Source organism: Cupriavidus sp. USMAHM13 (genome assembly GCF_001854285.1).
Taxonomy (GTDB): Bacteria; Pseudomonadota; Gammaproteobacteria; order Burkholderiales; family Burkholderiaceae; genus Cupriavidus; species Cupriavidus malaysiensis.
Map to the genome: position 1 here is coordinate 2,595,776 of NZ_CP017751.1, position 13,066 is coordinate 2,608,841.

The following is a 13,066-nucleotide window of genomic DNA, read 5'->3' on the forward strand; positions in this document are numbered from 1 at the left end:
GCGGCAGTTTTCTTGACAGTTTATTGGCAATTCGCCCACATGACCACCGCGGGCCACCGCTGCCAGCCCTCTCGGGCAGGCGGTCCCCGGGGCATGGTTGCGCACGCTGGCGCACCTCGCTAGACTCGACCGATCCGCTCCGGTTCCGCGAGCCCCGTCAATCCAGGCCTGCGCGCCTGCCGCTCTCCCGCCATGATGCTGCCCGACCTCGATACCCTGCAAGCCAGCCTGCGCGCCGGCACCACCAGCCGCACCGCCATCGTCGAAGCCGCCCAGGCCGCCGCCGCCGGACCGGCCGCGCGCTCCGTGTTCCTGCAGACCAGTTTCGACGAGGCCCTGCGCGTGGCCCGCGCCGCCGACGCCGCAGCGCTGGCGGGCCAGCCGCTGCATCCGCTGGCCGGCCTGCCGGTGTCCATCAAGGACCTGTTCGATATCGCCGGCGAGGTCACGCGGGCCGCCGCCATCGCGCGCGACGACGCCGCGCCGGCCGATGCGGACGCGGCGGTCGTGGCACGCCTGCGCCATGCCGGCGCCGCGCTGGTGGGGCGCACCAATATGAGCGAGTTCGCCTTTTCCGGCGTCGGCATCAACCCCCATTTCGGTACCCCGCGCAATCCGCTCGACCCCGCCGTCGCGCGCGTTCCCGGCGGGTCCTCCTCGGGTGCCGCCGTCTCGGTGGCGCTGGGGCTGGCGGTCGCCGGGCTCGGCAGCGATACGGGGGGCTCGATCCGCATCCCGGCGGCACTGTGCGGTCTCACCGGCTTCAAGCCGACCACCCGCCGCGTCCCGCTCACCGGCGCCTTTCCGCTCTCGTACACGCTGGACACCGCCTGCGCCATGACGCGCAGCGTGAGCGGCTGCGTGCTGGTGGACAGCGTGCTGGCCGACACCCCGGCCATGCCGATCGGCAAGGCTCCGGCGGCCATCCGCCTGGCGGTCGCGCGGCAATACCTGCAGGATGACCTGGAACCGGTGGTGGCGCAGGCCTTCGACCGCGCGCTCGGGCGCCTGTCGGCGGCCGGCGTGCGCATCGAGCACATCGAGCTGCCGGAGCTCGAGGAGTTGCCGGGGCTCAATGCCGCGGGCGGCTTCACCGCGGCCGAAGCCTGGTCGATCCATCGCCACCTGCTGGCCACCCGGCGCGCCCAGTACGATCCGCGCGTGGCCATGCGCATCGAGCGCGGCGCCGCGATGAGCGCTGCCGACTACGTCGACCTGATGCGCGCCCGCCTGGACTGGATCGCCCGCGTGCAGGCGCGGCTGGCCGGCTTCGACGCCATCGTCTGTCCGACCGTGCCGATGGTGGCGCCACCGCTGGATCCGCTGCTCGCCGACGATGCGCTGTTCTTCCGCACCAACGGCCTGCTGCTGCGCAACACCTCCGCCTTCAACTTCCTGGACGGCTGCTCGATCTCCCTGCCCTGCCACGCGGCCGGCGAACTGCCGGTCGGCCTGATGCTGTCGCACGGTCCGCTGCACGACGCCGGGCTGCTGGGCATCGCCCTGGCGCTGGAAGCGATCGTGCGCCCGGCGGCCTGAGCGCGGGCCCGCCATGTCCCACGCGCCGACCGCCACCGACGACTGGTTCGCGCTCGACGCTGCCAGCGCCACCCGCATCCCGCTGTACGACACGGCCGGCGTGCGTGCCATCGAGCACGCCGCACAGGCCGCGCTGCCGCCCTTCACGCTGATGGCGCGTGCCGGCACCGCCGCCGCCGGCTGGCTGGCGCGGCATATGCCGCAAGGCCCGCTGCTGTGCCTGGCAGGCCCCGGCAACAACGGCGGCGATGCCCTGGTGGCGGCCACCGTCCTGCACCGCGCCGGCCGGCAGGTCGAGGCCTGGCTGGCCGCCGATCCGCTCAAGCTGCCGGCCGACGCCGGCCGTGCCTGGCAGGAGGCGCGCGCGGCCGGGGTGCCGCTGCGCGAGTTCGGCACACAGGTGGGCACCGATGCGGCTGCGCAGCCGGGCGCACTGCCCGACTGGCCGGCCGGCACGGCGGCCATCCTGGACGGCCTGCTCGGCATCGGCCTGAACCGCCCGGCCGGCGGACGCATCGCCGACTGGATCGCCCACGTCAACGCCTCCGGCCTGCCGGTCTTCGCGCTCGACGTGCCCAGCGGCCTGTTCGCCGACACCGGTGCCGGCAAGCCGGCCGTGCAGGCGGCGCGCACCCTCACCTTCCTCGCCGCCAAGCCGGGGCTGCTGACCCTGGACGGGCGCGACCGCGCCGGCGCGGTCGATATCGCGCCGCTCGGCCTGGCCTATCCCCCGCCCGGCCTGCCGGCGGCCTGGATCAACGGACCCGCCGTGTTCGCCGCCGCTCTGCCGGCACGGCGCCACGACAGCAACAAGGGCACCTTCGGCTCGCTGGCGATCATCGGCGGCAACGCCGGCATGGTGGGCGCGCCGCTGCTGGGCGCGCGCGCGGCACAGTTCCTGGGAGCCGGCCGCGTCCATATCGGCTTCCTCGCGCCCTCGGCGCCGGCCTTCGACCCCATGCATCCCGAACTGATGCTGCACGCGCTGGCCGACCTGGACCTCGCCGCCATGTCGACCCTGGTGATCGGGCCGGGCATGGGTGCCGGCGCCACCTCGCGGCAACACTTCACGCAATTGCTGCATGCCCTCGCCGGACTGCGGGCGGCGCTCGTGCTCGATGCGGACGCCCTGAACATGCTGGCCGCCGATGCCGGCGCAGCGCAGGCGCTGCGGGCACTGGCATCGCCCCGCGTGCTGACACCGCATCCGCTGGAAGCCGCGCGCCTGCTCGGCAGCAGCGTCGAGGCGGTGCAGCGCGACCGGCTGGCGGCTGCCAGGGCATTGGCTGCGCAGTGGCAGGCCACGGTGGTGCTCAAGGGTTCTGGCAGCGTGATCGCGGGGACCGACGGCGCCGTACCGGCGCTCAATCCGAGCGGCAATGCCGGCCTGGCCAGCGCCGGCACCGGCGACGTGCTGGCCGGCATGATCGGCGCGCTGCTGGCGCAGGGCATGTCCGCCATGCAGGCCGCCTGCGCCGGCACCTGGATCCACGGCCGCGCCGCCGACCGTCTGACAGCCGCCGGCGAAGGCCCTGCCGGCCTGACCGCCAGTGAACTCTACCTGCCCGCGCGCGCCATCCTCAATGCACTGCTGCGGGAGCCCGTGCGGGCATGAGCGGCGCCGGCGGCATTTCCCTGAGCAGCCCCGCGCGGCGCCAGTTGCTGACAGGCATCGCGCTGCTGGTGATCGGGCAATGGGTGCTGAGTCTGCTCGACGCTACCAGCAAGACGCTGACGCAGCAGGGCCTGCCGGTGATGGCGGTTGCCTGGGTACGCTACGTCGGCCATGTCGCGGCGGTCTTCCTGCTGCTCGGACCGGCCGGCTGGCGCCGGCAGTGGCGGCCCGCGCGCCCCGGCCTGCAGTGGCTGCGCGGCGGGCTGATGCTGGTTTCCACCGTCGTCTTCTTCAGCGTGCTGCGCTTGATGCCGCTGGCGCAGGCCACTGCCCTGAATTTCTGCGCCCCGCTGTTCGTGGTGGCGCTGTCGCCGTGGCTGCTGGGAGAACGCCCGGGGCGCCATGCGCGCTGGAGCCGCTGGGCCGGCGTGGCGGTGGGTTTCGCCGGCATGCTGGTGGTGGTGCGCCCCGGCGGCGAGCTCAGCCCGGTCGGCATCGCGCTGGGGCTCTTCTCGGCCCTGGTGTTCGCGCTGATGCAGATGCTGACCCGGCGCATCGCGGCGCATGATGCGCCGCTCACCACCTTGATCTGGAGCGGCGTGACAGGCGCCTGCCTGACCTCCCTGCTGGTGCCCGCCTTCTGGTTCGAGACCATGCCGACGCCCGCCCAGTGCGCACTGCTGCTGTCGGCCGGCCTGACCGGCTCGCTCGGCCACTATTTCGTCATCCGCGCCTTCCAGTATGCCGACGCATCGTTCCTGAGCCCCTTCCTTTACCTGCAGATCCTGTCGGCCACGACCATCGGCTACCTCGCCTTCGAACAATTGCCGGACTGGACGACGGCCCTGGGCATCGGCGTGATCTGCCTCGGTGGCCTGTGCGTGGCCGGCGGCGAACCGCTGCTGCGGGCGGCCGCGACGCGCTGGCAGTCCCGGCGCTGAGGACGGCCCCTCCGATGGTCGGGTGCGAGTAGGCGGGCGAGTCACCTCTGCGCCACGCGCACGCACGTTATACTTGGCGATGCAACCACAGCGCCCGCGCAGCGGGCCCGAAGCCACTGATTGCCACGCATGCCCACAAATCTTCACGCTTGGGACGCCCTCCAGCAGCACCATGAGGCCATTCGCGAGCAGCAGATGCGCGACTGGTTCGACGCGCCCGATGCCGGCCAGCGCGTCGCACAGTTCTCACTGGAAGCCGCAGGGCTGTACCTCGACTACGCCAAGAACCGCGTCACGCCGCAGACGCTCGCCCTGCTGATGCAGCTGGCCGACGAGGCCGGGCTCAATGAGCGCCGTGACGCCATGTTCGCTGGCGACCAGATCAACGCGACGGAGCACCGCGCCGCGCTGCACATGGCGCTGCGCGCCCTGCCGGAGGCCGGCTACCAGGTCGACGGCGCCCCGGTCATGCCGGCGATCCAGGCAGTGCGCGAGCGCATGCGCGATTTCTCCGAACGCGTGCGCGGCGGCCAGTGGACCGGCGCCAGCGGCAAGCGCATCACCGATGTGATCAATCTCGGCATCGGCGGCTCGGACCTGGGACCACGCATGGTCTGCCGGGCCCTCGCGCACCTGCCGGGCAATCGCCTGCGCCTGCACTTCGTTTCCAATGTCGACGGCACCGAGCTGGCCGAGACCCTGTCGCGCGTCGACCCCGAACACACCCTGGTGATCGTCTGCTCCAAGACCTTCACCACGCTGGAGACCATGGCCAACGCCGGCAGCGCGCGGCGCTGGTTCCTCGACAACGGCGTCGCGGAAAACCAGTTGTCCCGGCATTTCGTCGCGGTCTCGACCAATGTGGAGGCCGTGCGCGCCTTCGGCATCGACCCGGCCAATATGTTCGAATTCTGGGACTGGGTCGGCGGACGCTTCTCGCTCTGGTCCTCGGTGGGCCTGTCGATCGTGCTGGCGCTCGGCTACGATGCCTTCGCCGAACTGCTGGCCGGCGGGCGCGCCATGGACGAACACTTCCGCACGGCCCCGCTGCCGGCCAACATGCCGGTCGTGATGGCGATGCTGGGCATCTGGTACCGCAATTTCTGCGGCATGTCGACCAGTTGCCTCGCGCCCTACTCGACTTCGCTCGAACTGTTTCCGGCCTTCCTGCAACAGCTGGAGATGGAGAGCAACGGCAAGTCGGTCCAGCTGGACGGGCGGCGCGTCCACGCCCACACGTCGCCGGTGGTATGGGGCAGCGCCGGCACCAACGGCCAGCACGCCTACTTCCAGATGATCCACCAGGGCTCGCAGATCGTGCCGGTGGACTTCATCGCGCCGTTGCGGCCGCCGCGCGCGCTGCCCGGGCACCACGCCAAGCTGCTGGCCAACTGCTTCGCCCAGGCCGAGGCGCTGATGCGCGGCCGCACCGCCGAAGAAGTCCGCGCCGGCGGCACGGCAGACGATGCCTGCGTCTCACACATGGTGTTCGATGGCAACCGCCCCAGCAACACCCTGCTGATGCAGGACGTGACCCCGCACACGCTGGGAGCGCTGATCGCGCTATACGAACACCGGACCTTCGTGCAGGGCGTGATCTGGAATATCAATTCCTTCGACCAGTGGGGCGTCGAACTCGGCAAGCTGCTGGCACGCCCGATCGAGGCCGAACTGAACGGCGCCGCCGCCGCTCCCCACGACGCTTCCACCACCACGCTCATCGCGCGCGCCCGCGCGGCGCTGGGCAGCGCCTGAGCCTGCTTCCGCGCCGCCTTGGCGCACGCGCGGCAGGATGGGCGGCGTGGCTACACCGCGGCGCGCGGCGCGCCAGGCAAGCGAGGCATCAGACCTCGGCGGCCATCCACTCGTCGCTGGCCACGCGCCCAGCGTCGATGGTCAGGATACGGCCGCAGCGTGCCGCCACCGAGCGATCGTGCGTCACCAGCACCAGCGTCGAGCCCGCATCCCGGTTCAGTTCGAACATCAGCGCGATCACGGCCTCGCCGGTCGCCGTATCGAGGCTGCCGGTCGGCTCGTCGGCGAACAGGATCTCCGGCCGCGTGACGAAGGCACGCGCCAATGCCACGCGCTGCTGCTCGCCACCCGACAGGGTGCGCGGATAGTGGTGCAGGCGCGCCGACAGGCCCACCCTTGCCAGCATGTCGCGCGCGCGCTCCCGTACGCTTTCGCGCTCACCGCGCAGTTCCAGCGGCAACATCACGTTCTCCAGCGCGGTCAGGTGGCCGACGAGCTGGAAAGACTGGAAGACGAAGCCCACATGGCGCGCGCGCAGCGCCGCACGCTGGTCTTCGTCCAGCGCGAACAGGTCCTGCCCGTGCAGGCGTACCGAACCGGTACTGGGCAGGTCGAGGCCGGCCAGCAGGCCCAGCAGCGTGGACTTGCCCGAACCCGAGGCTCCGACGATGGCCAGCGTCTCGCCGCGCGTGACGGAAAACGACACGTCATGCAGAATCGTCAGAGAACCCGTGGCATCGGCCACGGTCTTTCCAAGCGAAGCCACGGCAAGGATAGGTGAGGACATGGGCAACTCGATCTGGAGACAACTGCGCAGGATCGCGCTGGTGGCCGGCCTGGGGCTGGTATCGCTGGCCGCCTCCGTCAGCACGGCGGTGGCCGCGCCATCCTTGCTGGTGCTGGGGGACAGCCTGTCGGCCGAATACGGTATCGCGCGCGGCACCGGCTGGGTCAAGCTGCTGGAAGACCGGCTGCGGGCGCAACGGCTCGATTATAGCGTCGTCAATGCGAGCGTCAGCGGCGAGACCACGGTAGGCGGCAAGACGCGCCTGCCCGCCCTGCTGGCCCGCGAGCGGCCGGCCGTGGTGGTGGTCGAACTCGGCGCCAACGATGCGCTGCGGGGACTGCCCCTGCAGAACACCGAGGCCAACCTGCGCAGCATCGTGGACAGCGCCCGCCAGGCCGGCGCCAGCGTGCTGCTGGTCGGCATGCGCGTCCCGCCCAACTACGGCCAGGACTACGCCGAGCGCTTCCACGCGGTCTATACGCGGCTGGCCGAGGAAACCCGCGTGCCGCTGGTGCCGTTCTTCCTGGAGAAAATCGTGGATCGCCCGGACTGGTTCCAGCGGGACCGCCTGCACCCGACCGCTGCCGCGCAGGCCGCCCTGCTGGACACCGTCTGGCCGCAGCTGGCACCGCTGCTGCAGCCTGGCGCCCGCCCGCAGAAGACCTCGGCGCGCCGGTAAAGGGTAAGCCGTCGGGGCCGCCGCCGGTCGCTAGCCGACGGACCGCGCATGGGAAGGCCGCACCACCGCCACCGCCGCCTCCCCGAAAAAGACAATCCCCCGCGGGCACCAGGCCGGCGGGGGATTGTCCTTTGGCGATCCGCTAGCGCGGACGCGAGACGCGGCAGCCTGCCGCCAGATGCACCGGATCAGTTGCCGGCGCCCTGCTCCTGCGTGCCGGCCGAATGCAGCACCTTGACCTTCGAACGTGCCTTCAGCGCTTCATAGTAGGCGCCCAGCTCGGCCTGGCCGGCCACTTGCGCGATCTGCTGCGCTGCCGCCTGCAATTGCGCGGGATCGGGCTTGGCAGGCTGGCTGACCTTGGCGACACGGTAGACGGCATAGCCTTGCGGACCCAGGTCCACGCCGGCGAAGGCGGGCAACTTGGACGTATCGACGCGCATCACGGCTTCGAGCGCCTTGGGCGACAGGCCTTCTGCCTTGGTACGCGAAACCGTGGCGAGCGCACCGAAGCCTTCAGCGCTGCCGCTCTTACGCAGTTCGGCCAGGCGGGCCTCGCCGTCCTTGCGGGCCAGCTCGGCGGCCTGCTGCGCGATGTAGTCCTCGCGCACCTTGGCCTGCACGTCGTCGAACTTGCGCACCGAGGCCGCCTGGTAGTCGACGATGCGTGCCGACACCAGCGTGTTCGGACCGACCTGCACCGCCTCGGTATTGCGCTTGTTCTTGATCGCGTCGTCGTTGAACAGCGCCTTGAGCAGCTTGTCGTTGTTCAGCGGGTTGCTCGCACCCAGCGCCGGGTTCGGCTGGCGCGTCACGTTGTCGGCGCTCTGCACGGTCAGGTGGAACTTGTCGGCGGCCGGCTTGAGGCTGTCGGACTGCTCATAGACCATGTTGCCGAACGCATCGGCCATCTCGGCGTACTTCTTCGCGGCCAGCTGCTTGCGCAGTTCCGCTTCCAGCTCCGGCTTGACGACATCCAGCGGCTTGGTCTCGGCCGGCTTGATGCCGGTCAGCTTGACGATGTGGTAGCCATAGTCGGTCTCGACCACGTCGCTGATGTCGCCGTCCTTGGCCAGCGCGTACATGGCGTCCTCGAACGGCTTGACCATGGTGCCGCGGCCGACGAAGCCCAGGTCGCCGCCCTTGGCCGCCGAACCCGGATCCTGCGATTCCTTGCGCGCCACGTCGGCGAAGGTATCCGGATGCTTACGCAGTTCGGCCAGCAGCTTCTCCGCCTTTTCCTTCGCTGCCTGGCGCTGGGCCGCCGGGGCATCTTTCGCCGCGGCGATCAGGATGTGGCTGGCACGGCGCTGCTCATCGGTGCGGAAGCGCGCGAGATTGCTCTGGTAGTACGAGTTGAGCTCGTCCGGCGACACCTGCTGCGCAGCGGCCAAGGCATCGGCGGACAGCGCCAGGTACTGCACCTTGGCATGCTCGGGAACCGAGTAGTCGCCCTGGTGGGCTTCGTAGTATGTCTTCAGCGCCGCATCGTCGACCTTGACCTTGGCGGTGTAGTCGGACGGCTTCAGCAACAGCGCCTGCACGTCACGCTGCTGGTCGCGGATGGCCAGCAGGCGTTCCAGCAGGGACTTCGGCATGAAGGCCGTACCACTGACCGCGCCGCTGAGTTGCTGCGTGGCAAGCTCGAAGCGCATGCGCGCGTCGAACTGGTCGGGCGTCATGCCCTGGGCAGCGAGCAGCTGCAGGTAGGCCTTGTCGTCGATCGAGCCATCGGCCTTCTTCGGCAACTGGGCGATGGCGGGAATGCTGCTGATCGTCTCGACCAGCCGGGCATTGGAAACCGTCAGGTTCTCGCGTGCCACCTCGTCGGAGACCACACGCTGCAGCACCAGCTGGTCCAGCACCTGCTTGCGCGCCTCGGGACCTTCGAACATACGCGCGTCGTAGCTGGCGCCCAGCGCTTCCCGCATGCGCTCGCTCTGATCGCGCACGGCGTTGTCGAGCTCCTGCACGCTGATGGTGCGGCCGTCCACCTTGGCCGCGTCGTGCGAGCTGTCCATGAAGCGCGAATAGCTCTCCACGCCGAAGAAGACGAACGACGGGAAGATGATCACCAGCAGCAGCAGCAGCATCAAGCGCCGGTTATTGCGTACGAAATCAAGCATGCTCACTCGGAAATGGGGTTGGCTCGAGAGTCAAGAGAGACAAACCTCGGGATTCTAGCAGGAGTGGCAATCCCTCAAGCCATTCGGACGTCACGGGTACATCACACACACGCGCGCACACACGAACACGCAGGCGGTGCTGCCGCCGGGACTGTAGCGGGCGCGCAGCCCCGGCGCCGCCACTCAGGCCGCCGCGGCCGCCACCTTCAGGCCGACGATGCCTGTCACGATCAGCACGACGCAGGCCAGCCTGGCAAGGCTGGCGGACTCGCCGAACCGAGGATGCCGAACGCCACCGTGCCGACCGTGCCGACCGTGCCGATGCCCGTCCAGATCGCATAGGCGCTGCCGAGCGGCAAGGACCGCGATGGCATCATTTCTAGACTGGTACGGGCCGCGTCCGGCCCGTACAAAAGAAAATCCCCCGAGGACTTGCGCCCTCGGGGGATTCCGGAATCTGGCGGAGCGGACGGGACTCGAACCCGCGACCCCCGGCGTGACAGGCCGGTATTCTAACCGACTGAACTACCGCTCCGCGTCGGTGCAGCTTTCATCCTCGCGGATCAAGCACTGCAAGACTTGATGCCCTCGGGCGTTTCCCTTTCCGGCCTGCCATCGCGAAACCGTCGGGCTTCTCGATTCACGCCAGGGTCACCCCTCGAACAGAAAACCTGGTGGAGATAAGCGGGATCGAACCGCTGACCTCTTGCATGCCATGCAAGCGCTCTCCCAGCTGAGCTATACCCCCATGTGGCCATTTAGGTCAAGTTGCCTTGCACAACGAGGAAACGGTGGTGGGTGCTGAGGGGCTCGAACCCCCGACCTACGCCTTGTAAGGGCGCCGCTCTACCAGCTGAGCTAAGCACCCGTTCGCCTCGTTGCAGGCATCTGGACCTGCTGGATTCGCCGCGCACGTTTCGGAGCACTTACCGCTGTTTGCGTTGCGAGGGCGCGATTGTAATACAGGTTTTTCGGCTTTGCCAAGCCCCCGAAGAAAAAACGCCGCGGGATGTCCCGCGGCGTCTTGCCGGCTGCCTGTGCGCCTGCGCAGCGGCGCAGGCGTCACGCCTCAATGATGGATCATCTCCACCTTGGCGGCGGCCTTGTCGGCCACCTCGGCAGGCTTGGCCTCTTCTTCCGGCAGCGGCTCCGGCTTGCGCTCCAGCGCCAGTTCCAGCACCTTGTCGATCCAGCGCACCGGAACGATCTCGATGCTGTTCTTAACGTTGTCCGGAATGTCCGCCAGATCCTTGACGTTCTCTTCCGGGATCAGCACCAGCTTGATGCCGCCGCGATGCGCCGCGAGCAGCTTCTCCTTCAGGCCGCCGATCGGCAGCACCTCGCCGCGCAGCGTGATCTCGCCGGTCATGGCCACATCCGCGCGCACCGGGATGCCGGTCAGCACCGACACCAGGGCCGTGGTCATGGCACCGCCCGCCGACGGACCGTCCTTGGGCGTGGCGCCTTCGGGCACGTGGATGTGGATGTCGCGCTTCTCGAACATCTCATCCGCGATGCCCAGCCGGCGTGCGCGCGAACGCACCACCGAACGGGCCGCCTCGACCGACTCCTTCATCACGTCGCCCAGCGAACCGGTGCGGGTGATGTTGCCCTTGCCCGGCATGATGGCGGCTTCGATGGTCAGCAGATCGCCACCCACCTCGGTCCACGCCAGGCCGGTCACCTGGCCTACCTGGTTTTCCTTGCCGGCCAGGCCGAAGTCGTACTTGCGCACGCCGAGGAACTTGTCGAGGTTGGCCGCTTCCACGGTCACCGTGCCCGACTCCTTCTTCAGCAGCAGCAGCTTGACCACCTTGCGCGCGATCTTGGAGATCTCGCGCTCCAGCGAGCGCACACCGGCCTCGCGCGTGTAATAGCGGATGATGTCGCGGATCGCATCTTCGGCGACAGCGATCTCGCCCACCTTCAGGCCGTTGTTCTTGATCTGCTTGGGCAGCAGGTAGCGCTGGGCGATATTGACCTTCTCGTCCTCGGTGTAGCCCGACAGGCGGATCACCTCCATGCGGTCCAGCAGCGGCGGCGGGATGTTCAGCGAGTTGGACGTCGCCACGAACATCACGTCGGACAGGTCGAAATCGACCTCCACGTAGTGGTCCTGGAAGGTGTGGTTCTGTTCGGGATCCAGCACCTCGAGCAGCGCCGACGACGGATCGCCGCGGAAATCCATGCCCATCTTGTCGATCTCGTCGAGCAGGAAGAGCGGATTGCGCACGCCGACCTTGGAAAGGCTCTGCAGGATCTTGCCCGGCATGGAACCGATATAGGTACGGCGGTGACCGCGAATCTCGGCCTCGTCACGCACGCCACCCAGCGCCATGCGCACGAACTTGCGGTTCGTGGCACGCGCCACCGACTGCCCGAGCGAGGTCTTGCCGACACCGGGGGGGCCGACCAGGCACAGGATGGGCGCCTTCACCTTGTCCACGCGCTGTTGCACCGCGAGGTACTCGAGAATGCGTTCCTTGACCTTCTCCAGGCCATAGTGGTCTTCGTCGAGCACGCGCTCGGCATTGGCGAGGTCGTTGTTGACCTTGCTCTTCTTGCGCCACGGCAGGTTGACCAGCGTGTCGATGTAGTTGCGCACGACGGTGGCCTCGGCCGACATCGGCGACATCAGCTTGAGCTTCTTGAACTCCGCGTCGGCCTTCTTCTTGGCTTCCTTCGGCATGCGCGCCGCCTTGATGCGCTTGTCGAGCTCTTCCAGGTCGGCGCCTTCCTCGCCCTCGCCCAGTTCCTTCTGGATAGCCTTGACCTGCTCGTTCAGGTAGTACTCGCGCTGGCTCTTCTCCATCTGGCGCTTGACGCGGCCACGGATGCGCTTCTCGACCTGAAGGATGTCGATCTCGCCCTCGAGCTGCGACAGCAGGCTTTCCAGGCGCTCGGTCACATTGACCATCTCCAGGATCTTCTGCTTCTGCTCGAGCTTGATCGGCAGGTGGGCCGCGATGGTGTCGGCCAGGCGGCCCGGCTCGTCGATGCCGGACAGCGAGGTCAGGATCTCGGGCGGGATCTTCTTGTTCAGCTTCACATACTGGTCGAACTGCGACACGATCGCGCGGCGCAGGGCCTCGGTCTCGGCGCTCTCGACGGGCGCGGGCGGCACGGGCACGGCCTCGCACATGAAGTGCGATTCGTCCTCGCTCACCTCGCGGATATTTGCGCGCTGCGTGCCTTCGACCAGCACTTTCACCGTGCCGTCGGGCAGCTTCAGCATCTGCAGGATGTTGGCGATGCAGCCGACCTCGTACAGGTCGTCCGCGGTCGGCTCGTCCTTCGCCGCCGTCTTCTGGGCCACGAGCATGATGCTCTTGCCCGACTCCATCGCAGTCTCAAGCGCCTTGATGGACTTCGGGCGTCCCACGAACAGCGGGATCACCATGTGCGGAAACACCACCACGTCGCGCAGCGGCAACAGTGGCAGGCGAATCGGCTCAGCCGGGAGGAGTTGTGTTCCGGACATCATTATCCCCAGTCAGTCATTTAAGGCGTAAATTGGGCCGCATGAATCGATTACAAGATGGCAGGCCATCGATTCCGCATCCATTCCGATACTGCACGCAAATGCTTCTCCACGCACTTGCAAGCCCCCCTTTGAAACAGCAT

Annotated in this window: 8 protein-coding genes, 3 tRNA genes and 1 pseudogene; 5 read left to right on the plus strand and 7 right to left on the minus strand. The window is 68.6% G+C overall.

Annotated elements, in window-relative coordinates; translation table 11 throughout:
- Positions 1 to 195: 195 nt before the first annotated feature.
- From BKK81_RS11360 to pgi, 4 genes are all read left to right on the plus strand, one after another.
- Positions 196 to 1,539: an amidase gene (locus tag BKK81_RS11360; RefSeq protein WP_071016378.1), complete on the plus strand. Its 1,344-nt coding sequence runs from the start codon at positions 196 to 198 to the stop codon at positions 1,537 to 1,539.
- A 13-nt stretch (positions 1,540 to 1,552) separates the two neighbouring features.
- Entirely contained in the window at positions 1,553 to 3,154 is a 1,602-nt protein-coding gene (locus BKK81_RS11365) for a bifunctional ADP-dependent NAD(P)H-hydrate dehydratase/NAD(P)H-hydrate epimerase (RefSeq protein ID WP_071012906.1), read from the plus strand.
- Positions 3,151 to 4,095 (plus strand): DMT family transporter, encoded by a 945-nt coding sequence (locus BKK81_RS11370; protein ID WP_071012908.1) that lies wholly within the window; start codon positions 3,151 to 3,153, stop codon positions 4,093 to 4,095. Before BKK81_RS11365 ends, BKK81_RS11370 begins: the two co-directional genes overlap by 4 nt.
- A 129-nt stretch (positions 4,096 to 4,224) precedes the next feature.
- Positions 4,225 to 5,850 carry a glucose-6-phosphate isomerase gene (pgi, locus tag BKK81_RS11375; RefSeq protein WP_071012909.1) on the plus strand — a complete coding sequence of 542 codons (1,626 nt, stop codon included), beginning with the start codon at positions 4,225 to 4,227 and terminating at the stop codon, positions 5,848 to 5,850.
- 88 nt (positions 5,851 to 5,938) lie between these two features.
- On the opposite strand, the gene BKK81_RS11380 is transcribed toward pgi, so the two are convergent.
- The gene (locus BKK81_RS11380; RefSeq protein WP_071012911.1) at positions 5,939 to 6,637 is read right to left on the minus strand and encodes an ABC transporter ATP-binding protein; all 699 of its coding nucleotides are present in this window, start codon (positions 6,635 to 6,637) and stop codon (positions 5,939 to 5,941) included.
- Between BKK81_RS11380 and BKK81_RS11385 the strand changes: the two genes are divergently transcribed.
- Positions 6,636 to 7,316 carry an arylesterase gene (locus BKK81_RS11385; RefSeq protein WP_071012913.1) on the plus strand — a complete coding sequence of 227 codons (681 nt, stop codon included), beginning with the start codon at positions 6,636 to 6,638 and terminating at the stop codon, positions 7,314 to 7,316. The two genes, BKK81_RS11380 and BKK81_RS11385, sit on opposite strands and share 2 nt — an antisense overlap.
- Before the next feature lie 188 nt (positions 7,317 to 7,504).
- Here the strand turns inward: BKK81_RS11385 and BKK81_RS11390 are convergent, their stop codons facing one another.
- From BKK81_RS11390 to lon, 6 genes and pseudogenes are all read right to left on the minus strand, one after another.
- The gene (locus tag BKK81_RS11390) at positions 7,505 to 9,442 is read right to left on the minus strand and encodes a SurA N-terminal domain-containing protein (protein WP_071012915.1); all 1,938 of its coding nucleotides are present in this window, start codon (positions 9,440 to 9,442) and stop codon (positions 7,505 to 7,507) included.
- 183 nt (positions 9,443 to 9,625) lie between these two features.
- Positions 9,626 to 9,891, minus strand: a pseudogene (locus tag BKK81_RS34235) (DMT family transporter).
- A gap of 9 nt (positions 9,892 to 9,900) precedes the next feature.
- Positions 9,901 to 9,977 (minus strand) — tRNA-Asp (locus tag BKK81_RS11395).
- Between the two features lie 137 nt (positions 9,978 to 10,114).
- A tRNA-Ala gene (locus tag BKK81_RS11400) sits at positions 10,115 to 10,190 on the minus strand.
- A 44-nt stretch (positions 10,191 to 10,234) separates the two neighbouring features.
- Positions 10,235 to 10,310: transfer RNA gene (locus tag BKK81_RS11405), tRNA-Val, on the minus strand.
- Between the two features lie 201 nt (positions 10,311 to 10,511).
- Entirely contained in the window at positions 10,512 to 12,923 is a 2,412-nt protein-coding gene (gene lon / locus BKK81_RS11410; protein ID WP_071016380.1) for an endopeptidase La, read from the minus strand.
- Positions 12,924 to 13,066 lie beyond the last annotated feature (143 nt).

Excerpts from the sequence above, each read along its gene's own strand:
- BKK81_RS11365 (WP_071012906.1), top strand. The coding sequence starts at position 1,553 with ATGTCCCACGCGCCGACCGCCACCGACGACTGGTTCGCGCTCGACGCT.
- BKK81_RS11360 (WP_071016378.1), top strand. The coding sequence starts at position 196 with ATGCTGCCCGACCTCGATACCCTGCAAGCCAGCCTGCGCGCCGGCACC.
- BKK81_RS11390 (WP_071012915.1), bottom strand. The coding sequence starts at position 9,442 with ATGCTTGATTTCGTACGCAATAACCGGCGCTTGATGCTGCTGCTGCTG.
- BKK81_RS11380 (WP_071012911.1), bottom strand. The coding sequence starts at position 6,637 with ATGTCCTCACCTATCCTTGCCGTGGCTTCGCTTGGAAAGACCGTGGCC.
- BKK81_RS11385 (WP_071012913.1), top strand. The coding sequence starts at position 6,636 with ATGGGCAACTCGATCTGGAGACAACTGCGCAGGATCGCGCTGGTGGCC.
- lon (WP_071016380.1), bottom strand. The coding sequence starts at position 12,923 with ATGTCCGGAACACAACTCCTCCCGGCTGAGCCGATTCGCCTGCCACTG.
- pgi (WP_071012909.1), top strand. The coding sequence starts at position 4,225 with ATGCCCACAAATCTTCACGCTTGGGACGCCCTCCAGCAGCACCATGAG.
- BKK81_RS11370 (WP_071012908.1), top strand. The coding sequence starts at position 3,151 with ATGAGCGGCGCCGGCGGCATTTCCCTGAGCAGCCCCGCGCGGCGCCAG.